20 protein-coding genes are annotated in these 22,683 nt (G+C 60.6%); 9 read left to right on the top strand and 11 right to left on the bottom strand.

Features of this window, described 5'->3' with window-relative positions; translation table 11 throughout:
• Positions 1-226 precede the first annotated feature (226 nt).
• From KGA82_RS16790 to KGA82_RS16770, 5 genes are all read right to left on the bottom strand, one after another.
• Positions 227-706: an Lrp/AsnC family transcriptional regulator gene (locus KGA82_RS16790; RefSeq protein ID WP_008026500.1), complete on the bottom strand. Its 480-nt coding sequence runs from the start codon at positions 704-706 to the stop codon at positions 227-229.
• A 12-nt stretch (positions 707-718) separates the two neighbouring features.
• Positions 719-1,480 (bottom strand): ABC transporter ATP-binding protein, encoded by a 762-nt coding sequence (locus KGA82_RS16785; RefSeq protein WP_008038375.1) that lies wholly within the window; start codon positions 1,478-1,480, stop codon positions 719-721.
• A gap of 51 nt (positions 1,481-1,531) precedes the next feature.
• Positions 1,532-2,242 carry an ABC transporter permease gene (locus KGA82_RS16780; protein ID WP_008026504.1) on the bottom strand — a complete coding sequence of 237 codons (711 nt, stop codon included), beginning with the start codon at positions 2,240-2,242 and terminating at the stop codon, positions 1,532-1,534.
• Positions 2,239-2,964 (bottom strand): ABC transporter permease, encoded by a 726-nt coding sequence (locus KGA82_RS16775; protein WP_008038374.1) that lies wholly within the window; start codon positions 2,962-2,964, stop codon positions 2,239-2,241. The genes KGA82_RS16780 and KGA82_RS16775 overlap by 4 nt, the downstream gene beginning before the upstream one ends.
• Positions 2,965-3,039: 75 nt before the next feature.
• Positions 3,040-3,819: a transporter substrate-binding domain-containing protein gene (locus tag KGA82_RS16770; RefSeq protein ID WP_223451349.1), complete on the bottom strand. Its 780-nt coding sequence runs from the start codon at positions 3,817-3,819 to the stop codon at positions 3,040-3,042.
• A gap of 448 nt (positions 3,820-4,267) precedes the next feature.
• On the opposite strand from KGA82_RS16770, the gene KGA82_RS16765 reads away from it, so the two are divergent.
• The gene (locus KGA82_RS16765) at positions 4,268-5,374 is read left to right on the top strand and encodes an enoyl-CoA hydratase/isomerase family protein (protein ID WP_223451347.1); all 1,107 of its coding nucleotides are present in this window, start codon (positions 4,268-4,270) and stop codon (positions 5,372-5,374) included.
• A gap of 3 nt (positions 5,375-5,377) precedes the next feature.
• Entirely contained in the window at positions 5,378-6,529 is a 1,152-nt protein-coding gene (locus KGA82_RS16760) for an acyl-CoA dehydrogenase family protein (protein ID WP_008026512.1), read from the top strand.
• A gap of 116 nt (positions 6,530-6,645) precedes the next feature.
• Here the strand turns inward: KGA82_RS16760 and KGA82_RS16755 are convergent, their stop codons facing one another.
• The 6 genes from KGA82_RS16755 to KGA82_RS16730 all read right to left on the bottom strand — a co-directional run bounded on the left by KGA82_RS16755 (position 6,646) and on the right by KGA82_RS16730 (position 13,608).
• Positions 6,646-7,419, bottom strand: coding sequence for an enoyl-CoA hydratase (locus KGA82_RS16755; protein ID WP_084320700.1), 774 nt, complete (start codon positions 7,417-7,419; stop codon positions 6,646-6,648).
• Between the two features lie 13 nt (positions 7,420-7,432).
• Positions 7,433-8,560 (bottom strand): acyl-CoA dehydrogenase, encoded by a 1,128-nt coding sequence (locus tag KGA82_RS16750; RefSeq protein ID WP_008026517.1) that lies wholly within the window; start codon positions 8,558-8,560, stop codon positions 7,433-7,435.
• A gap of 132 nt (positions 8,561-8,692) precedes the next feature.
• Positions 8,693-9,886: an acetyl-CoA C-acyltransferase gene (locus KGA82_RS16745; RefSeq protein WP_223451345.1), complete on the bottom strand. Its 1,194-nt coding sequence runs from the start codon at positions 9,884-9,886 to the stop codon at positions 8,693-8,695.
• 12 nt (positions 9,887-9,898) lie between these two features.
• Positions 9,899-10,660, bottom strand: a complete 762-nt coding sequence (locus KGA82_RS16740; protein WP_008026522.1) for an SDR family NAD(P)-dependent oxidoreductase — start codon at positions 10,658-10,660, stop codon at positions 9,899-9,901.
• Between the two features lie 16 nt (positions 10,661-10,676).
• On the bottom strand, positions 10,677-12,341 hold the full coding sequence (locus KGA82_RS16735) for an AMP-binding protein (protein ID WP_008038364.1): 1,665 nt from the start codon (positions 12,339-12,341) through the stop codon (positions 10,677-10,679).
• Between the two features lie 250 nt (positions 12,342-12,591).
• Positions 12,592-13,608: an AraC family transcriptional regulator gene (locus KGA82_RS16730; protein ID WP_223451343.1), complete on the bottom strand. Its 1,017-nt coding sequence runs from the start codon at positions 13,606-13,608 to the stop codon at positions 12,592-12,594.
• A gap of 153 nt (positions 13,609-13,761) precedes the next feature.
• On the opposite strand from KGA82_RS16730, the gene KGA82_RS16725 reads away from it, so the two are divergent.
• From KGA82_RS16725 to efeO (KGA82_RS16695), 7 genes are all read left to right on the top strand, one after another.
• The gene (locus tag KGA82_RS16725) at positions 13,762-15,465 is read left to right on the top strand and encodes a molecular chaperone HscC (protein ID WP_223451341.1); all 1,704 of its coding nucleotides are present in this window, start codon (positions 13,762-13,764) and stop codon (positions 15,463-15,465) included.
• A gap of 167 nt (positions 15,466-15,632) precedes the next feature.
• Complete coding sequence (locus KGA82_RS16720; protein WP_223451339.1) at positions 15,633-17,180, top strand: hypothetical protein; 1,548 nt, start codon at positions 15,633-15,635, stop codon at positions 17,178-17,180.
• Entirely contained in the window at positions 17,177-18,178 is a 1,002-nt protein-coding gene (locus KGA82_RS16715; protein ID WP_223451337.1) for a DUF3829 domain-containing protein, read from the top strand. Before KGA82_RS16720 ends, KGA82_RS16715 begins: the two co-directional genes overlap by 4 nt.
• 105 nt (positions 18,179-18,283) lie before the next feature.
• Positions 18,284-19,126, top strand: a complete 843-nt coding sequence (efeU, locus tag KGA82_RS16710) for an iron uptake transporter permease EfeU (protein WP_223451335.1) — start codon at positions 18,284-18,286, stop codon at positions 19,124-19,126.
• Positions 19,127-19,236: 110 nt separating this feature from the next.
• Positions 19,237-20,436 (top strand): iron uptake system protein EfeO, encoded by a 1,200-nt coding sequence (gene efeO, locus KGA82_RS16705; RefSeq protein ID WP_223451333.1) that lies wholly within the window; start codon positions 19,237-19,239, stop codon positions 20,434-20,436.
• 17 nt (positions 20,437-20,453) lie between these two features.
• Complete coding sequence (gene efeB, locus KGA82_RS16700) at positions 20,454-21,752, top strand: iron uptake transporter deferrochelatase/peroxidase subunit (protein ID WP_223451331.1); 1,299 nt, start codon at positions 20,454-20,456, stop codon at positions 21,750-21,752.
• Between the two features lie 24 nt (positions 21,753-21,776).
• Positions 21,777-22,601, top strand: coding sequence for an iron uptake system protein EfeO (efeO, locus tag KGA82_RS16695; protein ID WP_223451330.1), 825 nt, complete (start codon positions 21,777-21,779; stop codon positions 22,599-22,601).
• The last annotated feature ends 82 nt before the right edge of the window (positions 22,602-22,683 follow it).

Here is a 22,683-nt window from a genome sequence, read left to right as displayed (position 1 = left end):
GCTCATTGTCTGTTTCGGGAGCGGGAAAACCCGGTTGATAAGGGTTTTTAAGGTGATGGAAACGGCTGAAGATTCCGGCCCCTCCAGCCGATTCGGCAAACACCCAGAACCAAATGTGGGAGCGAGCCTGCTCGCGATTGCGGTGTGTCAGACAACATTATTGCTGGATGACATACCGCTATCGCCGGCAAGCCGGTCTCGCTCCCACAGGGGACTGGCTTGTTCACTACTCCATCGTGGTCTTGACCATCGCCAGTTCCGGGTGGCTGACCAGTTTGTCGATGTGCAGCTCCGGGTCGTCGAACCAGACTTCGGTCAGCACCCGGTAATGTTCCATGTCGCGGCAACGCATGCGCAGGCTGTAGTCGAACGCGCCGCTGATCAAGCGACACTCCAGCACCTGCGGGCAAGCACGGACCTTGGCTTCGAAGGCTTTTTGCGCCGCCCGCCCGCTCTGATTCGACAGCGCCACCAACACCAGCAAAGACAGCCCCGGTGTCAGTTTTTTCTCATCGAGGATCGCCCCGTAACCGCGAATGACCCCGAGCTGTTCAAGCTTGCGCACCCGTTCCAGGCATGGCCTGGGGGTCAGGTGCACGCGCTCCGAAAGCTTTTGGTAAGTGATGCGCCCTTCATGGCGCAGCACTTCAATGATTGCCTGATCGATACGATCAAGCACGATCGACAGATCGCGGATATCCGCCATGTACGTCTTGCCTCACTTCAAACGACCCGATAGGAATTGCTGCAAACGTTCACTGTTTGGCCGGTCGAGGATCGTCGCATCACCCTGCTCCTCGACCCGCCCCTGATGCAAGAACAACACCTGGCTCGACACCTGCCGGGCAAAGCCCATTTCGTGGGTCACCATCAACATGGTCCGGCCTTCTTCCGCCAGTGCCTGAATCACCTTGAGCACTTCGCCGACCAACTCCGGATCAAGGGCCGAGGTCGGCTCGTCGAACAGCAGAATTTCCGGCTCCACCGCCAGCGCCCGGGCAATCGCCACCCGTTGCTGCTGCCCACCGGACAGAAACGCCGGGTATTGATCGGCGACTCGCTGCGGCAAGCCGACCTTGTCCAGATAAGCCCGTGCACTTTCCTCAGCCGCCTTGCGGCTGATGCCCAGCACCCGGCACGGCGCCAGCACGATGTTTTCCAGGACGGTCAGGTGACTCCACAAGTTGAAATGCTGGAACACCATCGCCAGGCGCGTGCGCAAACGCTGCAACTGTGCCGGATGGGCGACGCGCATACCACCCGCACCCGGGCGAGTGATGACCCGCTCGCCGTCGAGTTCGATGGCGCCCTCGTCCGCCCGTTCCAGAAAATTGATGCAACGCAGCATGGTGCTTTTGCCTGAACCGCTGGCACCGATCATGCTCACCACGTCCCCTGCCCGCGCATTCAACGAGACGCCCTTGAGCACTTCATTGTCACCAAAACGTTTATACAGATTTTCAACCGTGAGTTTGTACATGCAGACACCCCTGCAGCAGCACCCGATTCGGCGCTGCTCTGGATAATTGGATTAATGAGTCGGCCCGAGAAAGCTCAGCCAGCGCTTTTCCGCGAGGCGAAATGCGCCGACCAGGCCAAACGACAACGCGAGGTACAGCAGGCCGGCAATGCCGAACGCCTGAAAGGTCATGAAGGTCGCAGCGTTAGCGTCGCGGGCGACTTTGAGAATGTCTGGAATGGTTGCGGTGAACGCCACCGAAGTCGCGTGCAGCATCAGAATCACTTCGTTGCTGTAATACGGCAACGCCCGGCGCAGCGCCGAGGGCAGGATCAGTCGCAGGTACAGGCGCCAGCCGCTCAAGCCATAAGCGTGGGCGGCCTCGATTTCACCGTAGGGAATGCTGCGGATCGCCCCGGCAAAAATTTCCACGGTATAGGCGCACGTGTTGAGGGTGAACGCGAGCAGCGTGCAATTCATCGCGTCGCGAAAGAACGCTTCGAGCAGCGGCTGCGAGCGCACCACCGCGATGCCGTAGATCCCGCTGTAGCAAATCAGCAGCTGGATATACAGCGGCGTACCGCGAAACACGTAGGTAAACAGCTGAACCGGCCAGCGCAGCAAGCCCCAGCGCGAGGTGCGCAGGATCGCCAACGGCAACGACAGGACAAACCCCATCGCGATGCTCGCCACCAGCAACCACAGGGTCATCGCCAGGCCAGTGAGGGTCTCGCCGTCGCTGAACAGAAAGGGTTTCCAGTATTCGGCAATCAACTCGATCATCGCGCCATCCCCCGTACGCCCTGGTTGTAACGTCGCTCCAACACACGCAAGGCGTAGTTCGACGCGCTGGTGATCAGCAGATAAAGCGCCGCCGCCATCAGCAGGAAATCGAGCATGTTGAAGGTGCTTTTACCGGCCTCCTGCGCGACCTTGACCAGGTCCGACAGGCCGATGATCGACACCAGCGCCGTGGCCTTGAGCAACACCAGCCAGTTGTTGCCCAGGCTCGGCAAGGCAAATCGCATCATTTGCGGAAACACCACGAAGCGAAACCGCTGCCAGCGGTTCAAACCGAAACACGCCGCGGCTTCCTGCTGTCCACGCGGCACGCTGAGGATCGCCCCGCGAAAGGTCTCGGTGAAATACGCGCCATAGATAAACCCGAGGGTGATAATCCCGGCCACGAACGGGTCGATTTCCATGTACGGCCAGCCCATCGCTTCGGTCAGGCTGCTCAGCCAGCCTTGCAGGCTGTAGAAAATCAGCAGCATCAGCACCAGGTCCGGCACACCGCGAATCAAGGTGGTGTAGAAGGTTGCCGGCAGGTTCAACAGCTTCAGCGGCGACAGCTTTGCCGCCGCGCCGAGCAGCCCCAACGCCATGCTCACCAGCAGCGAGAGCGCCGACAGTTTCAGCGTGACCCAGGTGCCGTGCAGCAACAATGGGCCATAGCCTTGCAGGGCCGAAACATCGAGCCCGATCAGATTCAGGAAGGAATTCACGCCAGTCACCTGTCTTGAGGCGCCCACGATGAAACACTGTGCCGGTTCACGGCACAGTGTCTTGGGGCGCGAGGATCAGTTGTTGTAGAGGTCCAGATCGCCGAAATGCTTCTGCTGGATCTGTGCGTAGATGCCCTTGTCGTGCAGGGCCTTGATGGCGGCATTGAGCATGCCTTTGAGTTCTTCGTTGTCCTTGCGCACGCCGATGGCGATTTCCGACGGCACCAACGGGTCGCTGATGCCTTCGCTGTTCTGGAAGTCAGCCCCCTGTGGCGATGTGAGGAAGCTCATCTGCGCTTGCAGCTTGTCCTGGATCGACGCATCGAGACGGCCATAAACCAGGTCGGCGTACACCTGATCCTGATTCTGATAAGCGCGCAGCTTCACGCCGCCCGGCCCCAGTTTGGCCTTGGCGTAGGTTTCCTGAATCGTGCCCTGCATGTAACCGATGGTCTTGCCCCGCAGCGACTCGGCGGTGGGCAGCAGCCCGGAGTCCTTGCGTGTAACGATGGCGGTCGGCCCGGCGTACAGACGGTCGGTGAAGTCGATCTGCTTTTTGCGCGGCTCGGTCACGGTCATCGACGATTCGATGGCGTCGAACTTGCCGGCCTTTAGGGCCGGAATCAGCCCGTCGAAATCATTGCTGACCCACACGCAAGTCAGTTTCAGCTCGGCACAGATCGCGTTGCCCAGGTCCACGCCAAAGCCCTGCACGCCGCCATCGGCGGTGGTTGACTCAAAAGGCGGGTAGCTTGGGTTGACGCCGAATCGCAGCTCTTTCCATTCCTTGGCATAGGCGCCGGTGGTGCAGCACAGCAGCGCGAGTGTCGGCAAAGTCAGCCATTTGATATTCATCTTCTTGAGTCCCGATTTGTTTGGAGTTATCGCGGCCTGGCGAACCGGACCGCCTTTATGGGCAGGAACAGAGAGTCGGTGCGGCGCGAGCCGCAACAGCGTTCTTATTGTTTTGTTCGAGGGGCCGCACGTTGCGGCCTCCAGCCTGAAACCCTCGGCACAGACGGCTTCAAAAGCACGGCCAGAATGCCAACAGATAACCTGTTGCAGGTGTCGTAAGGGCCGCTCCAGACGCCCCGATTGCGCTGATAAGGCTGTTTTCACAGCCGATTCGGTCGTGAGCGCGGCCCGCGGTGGTCTTGAGAGGGAAGTTCTTCAGCGCTATTACAAAAATGCACACGAGACCTGCACATATCCGGGTTGTACTAGGCAAATTTGCACTGTTACGATCCAGCATCGCTCGCGCGCGAGCTTCTCTATAAAGAACAATAAAAGCAGGGAGTTAGTGATGACTGCTCAGGTTTCATCGAAGTGGACTTCGTCCATGGATGCCACGCAAAACGACGTGCTGGCCGAGGTTCGCAACCATATCGGTCACCTGACCCTCAACCGTCCCGCCGGCCTCAACGCCATTACCCTCGACATGGTGCGCAATCTGCAGCGTCAGCTCGACGCCTGGGCGCAGGATTCGAACATTCACGCCGTGGTCTTGCGCGGTGCCGGCGAAAAAGCCTTTTGTGCCGGCGGCGACATCCGCTCGCTGTATGACAGCTTCAAAAACGGCGACACCCTGCACGAAGACTTCTTCGTCGAGGAATACGCCCTCGACCTCGCGATTCACCATTACCGCAAACCGGTTCTCGCCCTGATGGACGGCTTCGTCCTGGGTGGCGGCATGGGCCTGGTGCAAGGCGCCGATTTACGCGTGGTCACCGAGAAAAGCCGCCTGGCGATGCCGGAAGTGGCCATCGGTTATTTCCCGGACGTCGGTGGCAGCTACTCCCTGCCGCGCATCCCCGGTGAACTGGGGATCTACCTGGGCGTCAGCGGCGTGCAGATCCGTGCGGCGGATGCGCTCTATTGCGGCCTGGCCGACTGGTATCTGGACAGCAGCAAACTGGCGACGCTGGACGAAAAACTCGATCAGCTGGAATGGCACGACACGCCGCTCAAGGACCTGCAAGGCCTGCTGGCCCGACTCGCCGTGCAGCAACTGCCGGACGCGCCATTGGAAGCGCTGCGCCCGGCTATCGATCACTTCTTCGCCCTGCCCGATGTGCCGGGTATTGTTGAACAACTGCGCAACGTCACGGTTGCCGACAGCCATGAATGGGCGACCACCACCGCCGACCTGCTGCAAAGCCGTTCACCGCTGGCCATGGGCGTGACCCTGGAAATGCTGCGGCGCGGTCGGCACCTGAGTCTGGAAGACTGTTTTGCCCTGGAGCTGCACCTGGACCGTCAGTGGTTCGAGCGCGGCGACCTGATCGAAGGCGTGCGCGCCTTGCTGATCGACAAAGACAAGACCCCGCGCTGGAATCCGCCGACCTTGCAGGCGCTGGACGCCGCACACGTCGCGAGTTTTTTCACAGGGTTTGACCGGAGCGGGAGCTGAGCCATGCACGATATCGAATTGAGCGAAGAGCAAGTCATGATCCGCGACATGGCCCGGGACTTTGCCCGCGGCGAAATCGCGCCCCACGCGCAAGCCTGGGAAAAGGCCGGCTGGATCGACGACGGTCTGGTGGCGAAGATGGGCGAACTGGGGCTGCTGGGCATGGTGGTGCCCGAGGAATGGGGCGGCACTTATGTCGATTACGTCGCCTACGCCCTGGCGGTAGAAGAGATTTCCGCCGGCGACGGCGCCACGGGCGCACTGATGAGCATCCACAATTCCGTGGGTTGCGGGCCGGTCATGAACTACGGCACCGACGAACAGAAACAGACCTGGTTGCCGGATCTGGCCAGCGGCAAGGCCATCGGCTGCTTCTGCCTGACCGAGCCGCAAGCCGGTTCCGAGGCGCATAACCTGCGCACCCGCGCCGAACTGCGCGACGGCCAGTGGGTGATCAACGGCGCCAAGCAATTCGTCAGCAACGGCAAACGGGCGAAACTGGCGATTGTGTTTGCCGTGACCGATCCGGACCTGGGCAAGCGTGGCATCTCGGCGTTTCTGGTGCCGACCGATACCGCCGGTTTCATCGTTGATCGCACCGAACACAAGATGGGCATTCGCGCCTCCGATACCTGCGCGGTGACCCTGAGCAACTGCACCATCCCCGAAGCCAATCTGTTGGGTGAACGCGGTAAAGGCCTGGCCATCGCCCTCTCCAACCTCGAAGGCGGACGCATCGGCATCGCCGCGCAGGCCTTGGGTATCGCGCGTGCCGCATTCGAAGCGGCGCTGGCCTACTCCCGTGATCGCGTGCAGTTCGCCAAGCCGATCATCGAGCACCAGAGCATCGCCAATATGCTGGCCGACATGCACATGCAACTCAACGCTGCACGGTTGATGATCCTGCATGCCGCGCGGTTGCGCAGTGCCGGCAAGCCGTGTCTGTCGGAGGCTTCGCAGGCCAAGCTGTTTGCCTCGGAAATGGCTGAGAAGGTCTGCTCGTCAGCGATGCAGATTCATGGCGGGTACGGGTATCTGGAGGATTACCCGGTGGAGCGTTACTACCGGGATGCGCGGATCACGCAGATTTATGAAGGGTCGAGCGAGATTCAGCGGATGGTGATTGCCCGAGAGTTGAAGAATTATCTGGTGTGAACCTTAAAAAGCTTCGCGGGCAAGCCTCGCTCCTACAGGTTATCGGTGTTCGCATGAACAACACATAACCCGTAGGAGCGAGGCTTGCCCGCGAAGACGTCCGTGAGAACGCTACATCACTTACCGACGAACTCCGCCTCACGCTTGGCAATAAACGCCGCCATCCCTTCCTTCTGATCCTGCGTCGCAAACGCCGCATGGAACACCCGACGCTCAAAGCGCACGCCTTCCGACAGGCTCACTTCGAAGGCGCGGTTGACGCTTTCCTTGACCATCATCGCAATCGGCAACGATTTCTTGGCGATCAACGCGGCGACTTTCAGCGCTTCTTCCAGCAATTCATCCGCTGGCACGATTCGCGCGACGATCCCGCATCGCTCCGCTTCAACCGCATCGATCAAACGCCCGCTCAGGCACATTTCCATCGCCTTGGCCTTACCGACGGCGCGAGTCAGGCGCTGGGTGCCGCCCATGCCCGGCAACACGCCGAGGTTGATTTCCGGTTGGCCGAACTTCGCGTTGTCCCCGGCGAGGATGAAGTCGCACATCAGCGCCAGTTCACAACCACCGCCCAGGGCAAAACCGTTCACAGCAGCGATGATCGGCTTGCGGCGGTTGGCCACGCGGTCGCTGTCGCTGAACAGATCGTCGAGGTAGATCTGCGGGTAGGTCAGCTCAGCCATTTCCTTGATGTCGGCACCGGCGGCGAAGGCTTTTTTCGAGCCGGTCAGCACGATGCAACCGATGTTCGAATCGGCTTCCAGGCCATCGAGGGCGTGGTTCAGTTCGCTGACGATCTGCGCGTTCAACGCGTTCAGCGCCTGCGGACGGTTCAGGGTGATCAGGCCAACACGGCCGTGGATTTCCAGCAAAATCGTTTCGTAACTCACAATGGACTCCTTCTTAAAGACTGCGCGAAATGACCATGCGCTGAATATCGCTGGTGCCTTCGTAGATCTGGCATACCCGCACGTCGCGGTAGATCCGCTCCAGCGGGAAGTCGTTCAGGTAACCGTAACCGCCGAGGGTTTGCAACGCTGCAGAGCAGACCTTTTCGGCCATTTCCGAGGCAAACAGTTTGGCCATGGACGCTTCGACCAACGCCGGTTTGCCGCTGTCACGCAGCGCGGCGGCGTAATGCACCATTTGCCGGGCGACGGCGATCTGGGTCGCCATGTCCGCGAGGCGGAACGCGACGGCCTGATGCTCGATGATCGGTTTGCCGAAACTCTCGCGCTCACGGGCGTAATCCCGCGCCGCTTCAAACGCGGCTCGGGCCATGCCCACCGATTGCGAAGCGATACCGACGCGGCCGCCTTCGAGGTTGGCCAGGGCAATTCGATAGCCTTCACCCTCCTCGCCCAAGCGGTTGGCCACCGGCACTTTGACGTCTTCGAACAGAATCTGGCAGGTGTCGGACGCATGCTGGCCGAGTTTGTCTTCGACGCGGGCGACTTTGTAGCCCGGTGAATCGGTCGGCACGATCAGTGCGGTGATCCCGCGTTTGCCGGCGCTCGGGTCCGTCACTGCAAACACGATCACCACGCCGGCGTTCTGCCCGGAGGTGATGAACTGTTTGCAACCGTTCAGGACGTAATGATCGCCTTCCAGGCGCGCACGGGTTTTCAGGCCGCTGGCATCGGAGCCGGCCTGCGGTTCGGTCAGGGCGAAGGCGCCGAGCATTGCACCGCTGGCCAACGGTTTGAGAAAGCGTTCTTTCTGGTCGTCGTTGCCGTAGTTCAGGATCGGCACGCAGCCGACCGAGTTGTGCACGCTCATGATGGTCGAGCAGGCGCCGTCGCCGGCGGCGATTTCTTCCAGGGCCATGGCGTAGGCCAGGTAACCGGTGTCGCACCCGCCCCACTGTTCGGGCACCAGCATGCCGAAGAAGCCCAGTTCAGCCATTTCGCCGATGGCTTCCTTGGGAAAACGGTGCTCACGGTCCCATTCGGCGGCGAACGGTTTCAGCCGTTCCTGGGCAAACTGCCGGGCCGCTTCGCTGATCTGCAGTTGTTCGTCATTGGGAATCATGGCAAATCCTTAAAAATGTAATCGCCCTTGTAGGAGCCGGCTTGCTGCGGGCGGCGTTCCGACGATGGTGTGTCAGTTGGCACAGATGTAGCTGACACTCCATCGCCAGCAAGCCGGCTCCTACAGGTCAGATCAGTACAGGCATTCCACGGCCATCGCCGTGGCTTCGCCGCCGCCGATGCAGATCGCCGCAACACCGCGTTTCAGGCCTTTCTGGCGCAGGGCCGAGAGCAGGGTCACGAGGATCCGCGCGCCGGACGCACCGATCGGGTGGCCCAAGGCGCACGCGCCGCCGTGCACGTTGAGTTTCGCGTGGGGGATTTCCAGATGGGTCATCGCTGCCATGCCGACCACGGCAAAGGCTTCGTTGACTTCCACCAAGTCCACGTCATTCAGCGACCAGCCGGTTTTCTTCATCAGCCGCTTGATTGCGCCAATCGGTGCCACCGGGAACAGGCCCGGCGTGTCGGCGAATGCCGCGTGACCATGGATCACCGCCAGCGATTTCAGGCCGCGCTTGTCCGCTTCGGAACGGCGCATCAGCACCAACGCCGCCGCACCGTCGGAAATCGAACTGGAGTTCGCCGCCGTCACCGTGCCGCCTTCGCGGAAGGCCGGTTTCAGCGAGGCAATCTTGTCCAGTTTGGCTTTCGGCGGCTGTTCGTCGTTGCTGATGACGACTTGCTCTTTGCCGACGGTCACGGTCAGCGGCACGATCTCGTCCTTGAAGCTGCCGTCCTCGATCGCCTGCTGCGCGCGGGTGGTCGAAGCGATGGCAAAGGCATCCTGGGCTTCGCGGCTGAAGCCGTTGGTTTCAGCGCAATCTTCCGCGAAAGTGCCCATCAGGCGGCCCTTGTCGTAGGCGTCTTCCAGGCCGTCGAGGAACATGGAGTCGAGCACACGGCCATGGCCCATGCGATAACCGCTGCGGGCGCGGTCCAGCAGGTATGGCGCGTTGGACATGCTTTCCATGCCGCCCGCCACCACCACATCGGCACTGCCGGCGAGCAGCATGTCATGGGCCAGGATGGCCGCTTCCATACCGGAACCGCACATCTTGTTCAGGGTGGTGCAGCGGGTCGATTTATCCAGCCCGGCGCCCAGTGCAGCCTGGCGCGCAGGGGCCTGGCCGAGGCCGGCGGGCAGCACGCAGCCAAACAGCACTTCTTCAACCGCGTCCGGCGCAACACCGGCGCGTTCAACGGCGGCGCGAATCGCGGCGGCACCCAATTGCGGTGCAGTCAGGCTTTTCAGTTCGCCCTGGAAACCGCCCATCGGGGTACGGACGGCGCTGACGATAACGATTGGATCGTGGGAAAGGGTCATGACAAATCCTCCTTACTTGGCGGCCATGCGCAAGGCACCGTCGAGACGGATCACCTCGCCATTGAGCATGCTGTTATCAATGATATGCCTGACCAGCTGCGCGTACTCGGCCGGTTTGCCCAAACGTGGTGGAAACGGCACGCCAGCGGCAAGGGAATCGCGGACTTCCGGGGTCATGCCGGCCATCATCGGCGTCTCGAAAATGCCCGGAGCGATGGTCATCACACGGATACCGAAGCGCGCCAGTTCACGAGCCGCCGGCAAGGTCAGGCTGACAATCGCGCCTTTCGATGCCGCATAGGCCGCCTGGCCGATCTGGCCGTCATAGGCTGCGGCGGAAGCGGTGTTGATGATCACACCGCGCTCGCCATCGGCATCCGGCTCGGTTTCGGCGATGGCCGCCGACGCCAGACGCAGCATGTTGAAGCTGCCGATCAGGTTGACGTTGATCACCTGGCTGAAACTGGCCAGTGCATGCGGACCGTTTTTGCCGAGGATCTTCTCGCCACGCACGATGCCGGCGCAGTTGACCAGACCGTTCAGGCCACCGAAGGCTTTGACCGTGGCCTGCACCGCCGCTTCCGCCGCCGCTTCGTTGCTGATGTCCGCGACCACGCTTTGCGCGCCAAGACGTTCAGCCTGGGCCGCGACCGCCTCGGCGTTCATGTCCACCAGCATCACTTTGGCGCCGGCCGCGACCAGCATTTCAGCCGTGGCCGCACCGAGCCCGGAGGCACCGCCGGTGACGAGAAAAACCTTGTTTTCGATCTGCATCATTGTTTCCTTGGATTCAAGCTGAAACGTTCTTCGCTGCGGCCTCTTGAGCCTTGGCGATTTCCTGGTTGCGCAAGATAAAGCGCTGCAATTTGCCGCTTGGGGTTTTCGGCAACTCGCTGACAAATTCGATTTCACGCGGGTAAGAGTGCGCGGCCAGACGTTTGCGCACATGTTGGCGCAGCTCTTCGGCCAACTCCGGCGCGGCGCGGTATTGCGCGCTGAGCACGACGAAGGCTTTGACCAGTTCGGTGCGCTCCGGATCGGGTTTGCCGACCACGGCGGCTTCGACGACGGCCGGGTGTTCGATCAATGCGCTTTCCACATCGAACGGGCCGACACGGTAGCCGGAGGTGGTGATGACGTCGTCACTGCGGCCGACGAAACTGATGCTGCCGTCCGGGTTCCACTCGACAGTGTCGCCGCTCAGGTAATAGTTGCCGACGAAGGCTTTGGTCGGTGCGCCTTCGTAGCCGTTGAACCAGCACATTGGCGATTGAGTGCGGTCGATGGCGAGGATGCCGGGTTGGCCGACACCCAGTTCCTTGTACTCCTCGTCCAGCACAACGATGCGGTGGCCCGGCGAAGCAAAACCGGCGGCGCCCATGTGGATCGGATGATCGAGGCCGTGGTGGTTGCACAGGACCATGCCCAATTCGGTCTGGCCGTAATGGTCGTGAATGACCACGCCGAGGTTGTCGGCGAACCAGCGGATCACTTCCGGGTTCAACGGCTCGCCGGCGCTGCTGACGATGCGCAGTTTGCCTTTGATCGACTTAGCGAACTCATCGCCACCGGCGATCAGCAGGCGATAGGCGGTCGGTGAACCGGTGAGGTTAGTGATCCCGTATTTGTTGATCACCCGGCAGGTGCTTTCGAGGGTGAACGGGCCATCGTAAAAGGTGATCGGATGCCCCATCGCCATCGGCCCGGTGACGCCGAAATAGATGCCGTAGGCCCAACCCGGATCAGCGACGTTCCAGAAAGCGTCTTCAGGGCGCAGGTCCACGGCGTCGCGGGTGTAACTCTCGAACGCGACGATTGCCTTGAGCGGCACCGACAACGCTTTCGAAGGGCCGGTCGTGCCAGAGGTGAACATCAGCAGGAACGGGTCTTCGCCGGTCAGCAGCACCGGTTCGCAGTCAGCGGAATAGTTGGCCAGTTCGGCCCAGAAACTGAAATCGCCACGGACGATGCCCTGGCCTTTTGCACCACCGACGGTGACGATGGTCGGGCAGTCGGCGACTTCAGCGAGTTTCGAGCGATTGACCGCGTCGGTCACCACCACTTTGGCGCCGGAGCTGCTCAAGCGGTGTTCGATGGCCTTGGGGCCGAACGCGGTGAACAGCGGCTGATACACCGCGCCGATGCGCCAGGTGGCGAACACGGTGATCAACAATTCGATATTGCGCGGCAGCAGGCCGGCGACCTTGTCGCCTTTCTTTACGCCCTGCGCCAGCAGGAAATTGGCGAAACGTGCAGCCTTGTCCTGCAAGTCGCTGAAGGTGTACGTCGCACTGGTGCCGTCCCGGCCTTCCCAGAACAGCGCGATGCGACCTGGTAACGCATGCCGGTCGCAACACTCGACACAGGCATTGAGGGCCGTCAGGTTACCCGCAAGTGCGGCGTCGACGGTGTGCTGATAATTGAACTGTGACGTGGCAGACAAGTAATCGCGCATTGCCAGAATCCCTCGGTATTTTTATTAGGTTGGGGGAAGCGTAACCAACAGCGAAATACTCGCTCTGCGCGGGGGGTGGGGCAATGGTCAAAGCTATCAAGTTGTCTGACTGGTTTGGCCAAGATCCAACAGATGTGGCGCCGGGTTTGACGCCTTCGCGGGCAAGCCTCGCTCCTACAGGTTCACTATTAATCCTGTAGGAGCGAGGCTTGCCCGCGAAGAGGTCAGCTGCATCAATACAAAATCAGGATCAGTCGGCCTCGGTCAGAATCAAACTCCGATAATGCCCCGGATTCGACCCCGACCATTTGCGAAACGCCTTGTAGAACGAGCTCGCATCGGCAAACCCCAGCCGCGTGGCGATTTCGGCGAAGCTGATACTCGGCTCCGCCAGCCAGACAATGGCCAGTTCCTTGCGCACGCTGTCCTTGAGGCCTTGATAGGTCTGCCCCTCCTCCGCCAACCGCCGTCGCAAGGTCGAGGCCGACATGCACAGTTGCTGTGCCAGAGGTTCGGTTTCCGGCCACTGCTCGGCGGGCAATTGCCGCAAATCGTGCTTGATCCGACTCGCCAGACTCTCCGGGTCGCGGTACTTGACCAGAATATTGGCCGGCGCATGGGCCAGGAAGCGCTTGAGTTCTTCCGCGCTGCGCTTGATCGGCAGGTCCAGGCAATCGGCCGAAAAAATCATTCGGGTGCGTGGCCGGTCGAAACGCAGGTTCTCGGAAAACATCACCTGATAGTCATCGCAAAAGTCCGGCGCCGGGCAGCGCAACTCGATGGCCAGAATCGGAATCCGCCGCCCGGCCAGCCAACACGCAACACCGTGAACGATCATCCAGTAGGTGAAATAGGTGAACGCGCGGCGAGGGTCCTGGTCGTCTTCCAGCAGGACGATTTCCGCGAGACTTTGCTGACGAACCAGCTGCGCGGGCAGGTGTTCGAGCATCAACGACAGAAACCCCAGCCCCGAAGTCAGGCCGGCGGCCAGGCTCGGCTGGACCATTGAGCAGCGGCACAGAAACTCCAGGCTGCCGGATTTGAGCTTGCGCGGGTCCATGCCAAAAAACTCATCGTCGCCACGCCGGGCCAGCAACCGCCACAAACGCGCATAGGCCGTGGCCGGGACACGGGCAACGGCGGACTCCAGCAGCGCCGGATCGATGCCGACCTTGTTCAACACCTCGTCGGTGGCAGCGCCAGGGGCGCAACTTTGCAACAGCGCTTCACGCACCAGTTGAATGGAAATGGTGTCTTTTTCCGACATTGGGCTCGCTCGGGTGCACTGAACAATCTGTCGGCCATCTTAGGCAGCGCTCCACAAAAAGCCAGTATTGCGCACAAGGAGGCTCAATTCCGCTGTTCCGTGGCCGATAGGCTGTGGGCAGAAATCCGGAAATGACATGGAGTTGTAAACGTTATGATCGTCGGCATTGATTTGGGCACCACCAACAGTCTGGTTGCCGTTTGGCGCAACGGCGCCCCCGAACTGGTTCCCAATGCGCTGGACAGTCTGCTGACCCCAAGCGTGGTCGGTCTCGACGATGAGGCGCGTATTTTAGTGGGTCGGGCCGCGAAAGAGCGTTTACAGACCCATCCACATCTGACCGCGGCATTGTTCAAGCGCCACATGGGCAGTGCCCACGAGCTTCAACTCGGGACTCGACGGTTCCGTCCGGAAGAACTGTCGTCACTGGTGCTGCGCAGCCTCAAGGAAGATGTCGAACGCCGCTATGGCGAAACAGTTACCGAAGCGGTGATCAGCGTACCCGCCTATTTCAATGACGCTCAGCGCAAAGCCACGAAAATCGCGGGCGAACTGGCAGGTCTCAAGGTCGAACGCCTGATCAACGAACCGACTGCCGCCGCCCTCGCCTATGGTTTGCATCAACGGGACACGACCAGTTCGTTTCTGGTGTTCGACCTCGGTGGCGGGACCTTCGATGTGTCGATTCTCGAACTGTTTGATGGCGTGATGGAAGTCCGTGCCAGCGCTGGTGACAATTTTCTCGGCGGTGAGGATTTCGACAGCGTGCTGGTTCAGGCGTTTGTCACCGCCCACGCCAACCGCAGCAACATGCCGTCATTGACCGAGCCGAACATCGCCCATCGCCTGCGCCGTGAAGCCGAACGGGTTCGGCACGCACTGGGGCAAGCCGACAGCGCAACCTTCGTCCTGCGTCATGGCTCTGGGCAATGGGAGCAGACGTTCACCCAGACCCAGTTGGCCGACCTATACGGCCCGTTGCTCGCACGCTTGCGCACCCCCATCGAAACGGCGCTGCGCGATGCTCGCATTCGGCCATCAGAGCTTGATGAAGTCCTGTTGGTGGGCGGCACGACCCGCATGCCGCTGATTCGGCGGATGGTCGCCGGGTTGTTCGGACGATTTCCGTCGATCACGCTTAACCCGGATGAGTCGATTGCCCTGGGAGCCGCGGTACAAGCGGCGCTCAAGGCCAGAGACGCAGCGCTCGAAGAAGTGGTGCTGACAGACGTCTGCCCTTACACCCTTGGAATTGAAACCGGGATCACGGTCGGCGATGGCGTAGAAGCCGGCCATTACCTGCCGATTATCGAACGTAACTGCGTCGTACCGGTGAGCCGGGTCAAGTCGGTCTATACCTTGCGCGACAATCAACGCAAGGTGCAATTGAAGGTTTATCAGGGCGAAAGCCGCTGGGTGAGAGAAAACATTCACCTGGGCGAAATGGAATTGGACGTGCCATTGGCACCGGCTGGCGAGGTCGGCATTGACGTGCGTTTCACTTACGACACCAACGGCCTGCTTGAAGCCGAAGCCTTGATAACGCGTACCGGCGAGCGTCGCACGCTGGTGATCGAGAACAATCCGGGAGTCCTCAGCCCCGAAGAGATTCAGCAACGTTTGGCCACGCTCGCGAGCCTCAAGGTTCACCCCCGGGAACAACAGGTCAACAGCCTGCTGACCGCACGCCTCGAACGGCTATACCAGGAAAGCCTCGGCGACTTGCGTCAGCACCTCGATCACATGGCCAACCGCTTCAAGCAGACGCTCGACAGTCAGGATGATCGGGCCATCCGTGAGCTGCGTGTGCAACTGATGCAACAACTCGATGAGCTCGAACAAGGCCTATGGCGATGAACTGCTGGGCCATTCTGGGGCTGGAGGCCGACGCTGACTCCCGCAGCATCAAGCGTCAGTACGCGACGCTGCTCAAAGTGCACCGTCCGGATGAAGACCCGAGCGGTTTTCAACGCCTGCGCGAAGCGTACGAACAGGCCTTGGCATGGAGCCGTCGTGAGTCGGTGATGCCCGCGTTCAGCGACGGCGAGCAAGCGGGAGAAGCATCGTCACCGGATACCTCGTTTCGCGGCACGCTCGAAGTCGAACCTGACCTTGCGCCGTTCGGGCTGAGCGCCGCGCAGCAGCGGGCGAAACAGTTATTGGAGGACGTTACGCCCGACCTGCTCGATCAGCGCCTGGACCAGGCGCAGGCCACCCATTGCAGCAGAGAATTCGAAGAACTGTTGTTGATGATGTGCCTCGAACCACGCGAAGACGGCATGTTGCTCGCGCAATGGGGGTTGGAGCGTTTCAACTGGTTGACGACCTGGCAACGCGAGGATTTGTCCCCCCATGCCCTCCAGTTTCTTCATCAAGCTTACTGTCGTGAAGTCAAAAAACGCCTGCGAGAGCAGTTGGAGGCCGGGCACGTCGACGGGTTTATCGAAACCTTTCTGGCGCTCAAGCGCGCCGATTGGTTGCAGTCCTTTGAACGTCACGACTGGTTTAACGCAACCCTTGCCCAGGTTCTGGTGGAATCGGATTTCTGGTCCACGGAGCTGTTCGAAACGCTGTGTGCGCATCAGCAGTGGAACCCCGGCGACAATCAGAGACGCGGCCCAGAACCTTATTGGTCGATGCTGCTGGAGCGTCACCCCTACCAGGCATTTCTCGACGAGCAGCGACACCTCGCCAGCTTGAACCAGCGCAATCCCCAGAGCCGCGCTGCGCGACTGTTTCTGACACCGATGACGACCGCCGAGCGAAAAGCCTTTGCCCGGCGCTTTTTTGAAGATGACTGGAACGCTTGTCGCTATCTCAGCGAAAGGATCAAACGGCAGCATCCACAGCTGTGCCGCGTGTTGCCGGACTCCGATCCTTACTTCTGGCAAGCCTTGGTCCCGTCCGGGCGGACCTGGCCGGTCAACGTCGGGCTGCTTGCCGCCTCGCTGGCCTGGGCTGCCGGTAATGACAATGGAAAAGCCGGCCCCGGCGACAGTGTTTCAGACATGCTATACGGGCTCTACTCCCAGGCAATCCCCTGCTCTGTATTGTTGATCGTATTCAGCACTTTCGTGCTGGTAGTCTGCCGTCCGCTGGCGGATCGATTTTGGTCACTGGACGTGCGCTTGAGCCGCCCCGTAACCCGTCAGCTCAGCTTCAGGGATCCACCGCCGTTGCTCTTGCGTGAGTTTCTTCCCTGTTGGTTGATGGGTGGATTGACATGGACCGTTTTGGGCGCCGAAGCACTGGCCGCCTACGCCGCGGTGCTCGTGCTGCTGAGCGCCTTGAGCCGTATTACCTGGCCCGCAACACTGCGTGTAGCACCACCCAAACTACGAATTCCAGTGTTGGGGCCGGCGCTATCGATTGCGCTGATGGTGTGTGTGATCGGCCTGACCGTGCTGTTCTATATCATCGCCAGCAACCAGTTGATGGGACGCGACCAAGGATTGCAGCCGTTTGCCAAACGCGGATGCAGCGGCCCCCTCGACAGTCGACAGGAGTGCCAGGTAGCGCCGACTCGACAGCAATGGTATGGACAATTGAACGCGGGAAAGGCTCATCCATGAACAAAAGTACAATGGCCTTCACTGCGGTGCTGACCCTGACATTTCTGGGTGCATTGAACGAATACCGAAGCGTCCTTCTGACGCCGATCAAACGCTGGATCGATCAACCCGATCTCGCCGAGCAGGAAAAAGCCAGCGCCCTGCGCCCGGTGATTGCCTGCCTGAATTCCGTCGACAGTCGTTGGCGTCATGCCTATACCCGTTACCTGAATCGGGACCGGAAGACCGATCCCACTCTGAAAGAGCGCTTTCCCGAGGACTTCGGGCCGATGGTTGAGGTCCGTGAACGACTCGACTTTGTAAGTAATCACGATGCATATGGCTGTCGACTGAACTTGCAGCAAAAAAACAATCTGCAGAAGTCGGCACCTCTGCTGCTGCCGTTGCAGAATCGCCTCGAATCGTCCCTGCTGGCCGCCAACGAGGCGGCGCAACTGTTCGACTTTTTCCATACCGTGCCTGCCTATCAGGTCAGTCCTGCGGAAAAAGCGCAACGTGACAGCGTGTTTTTGCCGTTGGTAGATGAATACCTCAAGGCTTCAGACGCACTGCGCCGTCAGCTGGATATCGAGGACCTGAATGTTCGTGAGGTTCAGCTTAAGCAGCTCAAGGTCCGGGATGAGCTCAAATACGCCCATATCCTGACCTACATGCTGGAAGCACGAACCCTCATGCTCAAGCTCGACAACCACGTTCGCGAGCAGACCTTGTCCGTCGATGACCTGAGCGACGCTTCAAAAAACCTGCAACTGGCCTGGGACAATGGCGCCCGTTACCTGGAAGCCAACCCTGCAACCAGTACCGCCGACTACCCGGAAAAGATCTGGAACTACATGCGTTCACCGGGCGGAAGTTATCTGAAAGCCATCGAAAAACTGCGCGACGACTGGACAGCCAAGGCGTCACCGCAACAATTAAGCGATGATTTCGAGATTATCGGACGTCGCTACGACTGGTTGGTGGGGGTCTACAACGAGCAAGTCGAACCACTCTTTTAGACGTGCGTTCAGCTTAGGTTCAGGTAAATGTCAATTATTGGCATTTGGGAATGAGTGTCATTATGTTACAAATTAGCACCCTATCTATTTCCACGACGGTGCTGAATGCTTGTTCCTTTTCTGATCATGCTGCGCGAAGGCATCGAGGCCGCATTGATCGTCGGCATCATCGCCAGCTACCTCAAGCAAACCGGTCGTGGCCAGTGGATGCCGGCCGTTTGGATCGGCGTGTTTCTCGCCGCCGCGCTGGCCCTGCTGGTGGGCGGCGGTCTGGAACTGGTCAGCGCTGAGTTCCCGCAGAAACAACAGGAACTGTTTGAAGGTGTGGTCGGCCTGGTGGCGGTCGGCATCCTCAGTTCCATGGTGTTCTGGATGCGCAAGGTGGCGCGTTCGATCAAGCATTCGCTGCACGTCTCCCTCGATCAGGCGCTGGCTGGCTCTAAACATCAGGTCACGGCGCTGATCGCCATGGTGTTTTTCGCCGTCGCCCGGGAAGGCCTGGAAACGGTGTTTTTCCTGCTCGCTGTGTTCCAGCAAAGCGAAGGCCCGGCGGCCCCGATTGGCGCCCTGCTCGGCCTGATTCTGGCGATCATCGTTGGCTTCCTCATTTACACCGGCAGCATGCGCCTGAACCTCGGCGCGTTCTTTCGCTGGACAGGGCTGTTCATCCTCGTGGTCGCGGCCGGCATTCTCGCCAACTCGGTACAGGCGCTGCATGAAGCCGGGGTGTGGAATCAGCTGCAAACCGTGCTGTTCGATTTCAGCGCGACGCTGCCAATGGACGGGCCGCTGGGCTCGGTGCTGGCCGGGATGTTCGGCTACCAGGACACGCCCACCGTCAGCACCCTCGGCGCTTATCTGATTTACCTGCTGGTGGCGCTGGTGATGTTTTTTCTCCCGGCACCACCTGCCCTCTGTAGGAGCGAGCCCGCTCGCGATGGTCGTTAACGATAACGCGTAAAACCAGATGCCCAGCGGCGCCTGTGGCTTTTTCGCGAGCAGGCTCGCTCCTACAGGGGCGTACGCCAATGCATTTTTTCCAGTCAGTAAGGGCACCCATGTCAAATCAAGCCCCTCCTCAGGCCTCCCCTCCCCGTGCCTTGCGCTGGGCGGTGGCCGGTTCGATGATCGTGATGATCGCCGCCGGCGGCCTGTTCTACTACGCCTCGAAAATGGCCGCGGCCAAACGCCAGGCCAACCATGACGAAGTGCTGGTGACCATTCACCCTCACAGCTGCGAGCCGAATGCGTTGACAGTGCCGGCCGGTCGAGCCAGTTTCCGCATCGTCAACCGCTCGGATCGTGCCGTTGAATGGGAGATCCTTGACGGCGTGCTGGTGGTCGAAGAACGGGAAAACATCGCGCCCGGCCTGAGTCAGGTAATCAACGCCAACCTGTTGCCCGGCGATTACGCGATCACCTGCGGCCTGCTGAGCAACCCGCGTGGCACGTTGCACGTGACACCCACCGCGGCGTCCGATGCCGCGGCCAAAGCCAAGCCGTCGATGGTGGCTTTCGTCGGGCCGTTGTCGGAGTTCCGCGTTTACCTGAGCAGCCAAAGTACCGCGCTGATCAAAGCCGTCACCGCGCTCGAACAAGCCATCGAAGCCGGTGACCTGAGCCAGGCGCAAGCGTTGTACGTCCCGGCGCGCAGTGCCTACCAACGCATTGCCCCGGCCACACAACGCCTGGCGGAACTGGACAATACGATCAACGCCCGTGCCGATTACTTTGAAAAGCGTGAGCAGGACCCCGGCTTCGTGGGTTTCCATCGCCTGGAATATGCGCTGTTCCAGCAACGCAACCTCGACGGCCTGACACCGGTAGCCCAACAGCTGCTGACCGACGTCACCACGCTCAAGCAACAACTGCTCGCGCAATCGCTGCCCCCGGAACAACTGGTCAGCATCGTGGTGCGCAACCTCAATAACCTCGGCGATGTGCGCGCCAGCAGCGGTGAAGAAGAACGCTACAGCCACACCGACTTGAACGGTTTCGCCGGCAACCTTGAAGCTGCCCGCAAAGTCGTCGACCTGTTGCGCCCGCTGCTGACCAAGTCCGCCGCCGAACTGCTGCCAACCCTCGACAGCGCAATCGTCAGCCTTGATGCCGAACTCAACGGTTTCAAGGTCAAGGACGGCTATGCGAGCTATGACACGGTCGGCGCCGCGCAACGCAAACAGATCGCCGACAAGGCCAAGGCACTGGCCGATGCACTCGATGGAATCGATCCCGCCCTTGGCCTTTCCGGCCTGTAGCAGAAGACGACATTCAGATGAACGATTCAGAGCAATTCAACCTCCAGCGTCGCCGGGTATTGATGGGCATGGGCGCCACCGGTGTGGCGTTGGCCGCTTCGGCATTGAGCTGCCCGGCCATGGCCGCCAGCCCCGCGCAAGTCACCGAAGCACCGAGCAGCGACAGGACCGAAGACCACCACGACTTCCACGGCCAGCACCAAAGCGGCATCGTCACGCCGCGCCCGGCGTCGGGCATGTTGGTGTCGTTTGATGTGTTGGCCAGTGACCGTGAAGACCTCGAACGGCTGTTCCGCACGCTCAATGAGCGCATCGCGTTCCTGATGAAGGGCGGCCCGGTGGCGCAGGTCGATCCGAAACTGCCGCCAGTGGATTCAGGGATTCTTGGCCCGGTGGTCACGCCCGACAACCTGACCATCACCGTCTCGGTGGGTGAATCGTTGTTCGACGAACGCTTCGGCCTGGCCCACGCCAAACCGAAACGGCTGAGCCGCATGGTCGGTTTCCCCAACGATGCGCTGGAAGCCGATTGCTGCCACGGCGACCTGAGTTTGCAGTTCTGCTCCAACACCACCGACACCAACATCCACGCCCTGCGCGACATCGTGAAAAACCTGCCGGACTTGCTGCTGGTGCGCTGGAAACAGGAAGGCAGCGTGCCGCCCCAGGCACCGGCGAAACCCGGTGTGCCGGCGCAGAGTGCGCGTAACTTTCTGGGCTTTCGCGACGGCTCGGCCAACCCCGATTCCAACGACGCCAAGGCCATGGACCGCATCGTCTGGGTCCAGCCCGGCAGCGACGAACCGGCGTGGGCCGTCAATGGCAGCTATCAAGCGGTGCGGATCATCCGCAACTTCGTCGAGCGCTGGGACCGCACGCCGTTGCAGGAACAGGAAAGCATTCTCGGCCGGGTCAAAAGCACCGGCGCGCCCATGGGTGGTGCCCACGAAACCGAGGTGCCGGACTACGCCAAGGACCCGGAAGGCAAGCTGACCAAGCTCGATGCGCACATCCGTTTGGCCAACCCGCGCACCGCCGCGAGTCAGGCCAACCTGATCCTGCGCCGGCCGTTCAACTACTCCAACGGCGTGAACAAGAACGGTCAGCTGGACATGGGCTTGCTGTTCATCTGCTACCAGGCCGACCTGGAAAAAGGCTTCATCACCGTGCAAACCCGCCTCAACGGCGAGCCGCTCGAGGAATACCTCAAACCGGTCGGCGGCGGGTACTTCTTCACCCTACCGGGTGTGACGGGCGACCAGGATTTCATCGGTCGCTCATTGCTCAACGCCACACAAACAAAAGCCACCGCCTAACCCCCCCCAACACGGAACCGTCCCATGAAAAAGTCGCCACTCGCGTTATTGCTGACCCTTGGTTTGCTCAACACCCCGTTTTCGGCTTTCGCGGCGACGGCGCCGCTGGAACTGGTGGGGCCGATTTCGGATTACAAGATCTACGTCACCGAGCAACTGGAAGAACTGGCCAGCCACACTCAGAAATTCACCGATGCGGTGAAGAAAGGTGATCTGGCCACCGCGCAAAAACTCTACGCGCCGACCCGGGTTTACTACGAATCGATCGAGCCGATTGCCGAGCTGTTCAGTGACCTCGACGCCTCCATCGACTCCCGTGTCGACGACCACGAAAAAGGCGTGAAAGCCGAAGACTTCACCGGTTTCCACCGCATCGAATACTCGCTGTTTTCCGAGAAGAGCACCAAGGGCCTGGGCGAACTGGCGGATGGCTTGAACAAAGACGTCAAGGACCTGCAAACCCGCGTGGCCGGACTGACCTTCCCGCCTGAAAAAGTGGTGGGCGGCGCGGCGGCGCTGCTGGAAGAAGTCGCCGCCACCAAGATCTCCGGCGAAGAGGATCGTTACAGCCACACCGACCTGTATGACTTCCAGGGCAACATCGACGGCGCCAAGAAAATCGTCGACCTGTTCCGTCCGCAGATCGAGAAGCAGGACGCGGCGTTCATTGCCAAGGTCGACAATAACTTTGCCACGGTGAACAAGACGCTGGCGAAGTACAAAACCAGGGATGGCGGTTTTGAGACCTATGACAAAGTGAAGGACAGCGATCGCAAGGCGCTGGTCGGGCCGGTGAATACGTTGGCTGAGGATTTGTCGACGTTGCGTGGGAAACTGGGTTTGAACTGATTTTTTTGTAGCGTCTGAGCGGGCCCCTTCGCGGGCAAGCCTCGCTCCTACAGAGGATCGCATACCTCTGTAGGAGCGAGGC

It is taken from the genome of Pseudomonas sp. BF-RE-22 (genome assembly GCF_019956155.1).
Lineage (GTDB): Bacteria > Pseudomonadota > Gammaproteobacteria > Pseudomonadales > Pseudomonadaceae > Aquipseudomonas > Aquipseudomonas migulae.
The sequence above is the reverse complement of the archived record's forward strand: the minus strand, read 5'-3'. Positions and strand labels throughout refer to the sequence as shown.

Coding starts and splice junctions, on each gene's coding strand:
- KGA82_RS16715 (WP_223451337.1), top strand. CDS start 17,177: ATGAACAAAAGTACAATGGCCTTCACTGCGGTGCTGACCCTGACATTT.
- efeO (WP_223451330.1), top strand. CDS start 21,777: ATGAAAAAGTCGCCACTCGCGTTATTGCTGACCCTTGGTTTGCTCAAC.
- KGA82_RS16780 (WP_008026504.1), bottom strand. CDS start 2,242: ATGATCGAGTTGATTGCCGAATACTGGAAACCCTTTCTGTTCAGCGAC.
- KGA82_RS16740 (WP_008026522.1), bottom strand. CDS start 10,660: ATGCAGATCGAAAACAAGGTTTTTCTCGTCACCGGCGGTGCCTCCGGG.
- efeB (WP_223451331.1), top strand. CDS start 20,454: ATGAACGATTCAGAGCAATTCAACCTCCAGCGTCGCCGGGTATTGATG.
- KGA82_RS16760 (WP_008026512.1), top strand. CDS start 5,378: ATGCACGATATCGAATTGAGCGAAGAGCAAGTCATGATCCGCGACATG.
- KGA82_RS16725 (WP_223451341.1), top strand. CDS start 13,762: ATGATCGTCGGCATTGATTTGGGCACCACCAACAGTCTGGTTGCCGTT.
- KGA82_RS16790 (WP_008026500.1), bottom strand. CDS start 706: ATGGCGGATATCCGCGATCTGTCGATCGTGCTTGATCGTATCGATCAG.
- KGA82_RS16770 (WP_223451349.1), bottom strand. CDS start 3,819: ATGAATATCAAATGGCTGACTTTGCCGACACTCGCGCTGCTGTGCTGC.
- KGA82_RS16785 (WP_008038375.1), bottom strand. CDS start 1,480: ATGTACAAACTCACGGTTGAAAATCTGTATAAACGTTTTGGTGACAAT.
- KGA82_RS16730 (WP_223451343.1), bottom strand. CDS start 13,608: ATGTCGGAAAAAGACACCATTTCCATTCAACTGGTGCGTGAAGCGCTG.
- KGA82_RS16750 (WP_008026517.1), bottom strand. CDS start 8,560: ATGATTCCCAATGACGAACAACTGCAGATCAGCGAAGCGGCCCGGCAG.
- KGA82_RS16745 (WP_223451345.1), bottom strand. CDS start 9,886: ATGACCCTTTCCCACGATCCAATCGTTATCGTCAGCGCCGTCCGTACC.
- efeO (WP_223451333.1), top strand. CDS start 19,237: ATGTCAAATCAAGCCCCTCCTCAGGCCTCCCCTCCCCGTGCCTTGCGC.
- KGA82_RS16720 (WP_223451339.1), top strand. CDS start 15,633: ATGCCCGCGTTCAGCGACGGCGAGCAAGCGGGAGAAGCATCGTCACCG.
- KGA82_RS16765 (WP_223451347.1), top strand. CDS start 4,268: ATGACTGCTCAGGTTTCATCGAAGTGGACTTCGTCCATGGATGCCACG.
- KGA82_RS16735 (WP_008038364.1), bottom strand. CDS start 12,341: ATGCGCGATTACTTGTCTGCCACGTCACAGTTCAATTATCAGCACACC.
- efeU (WP_223451335.1), top strand. CDS start 18,284: ATGCTTGTTCCTTTTCTGATCATGCTGCGCGAAGGCATCGAGGCCGCA.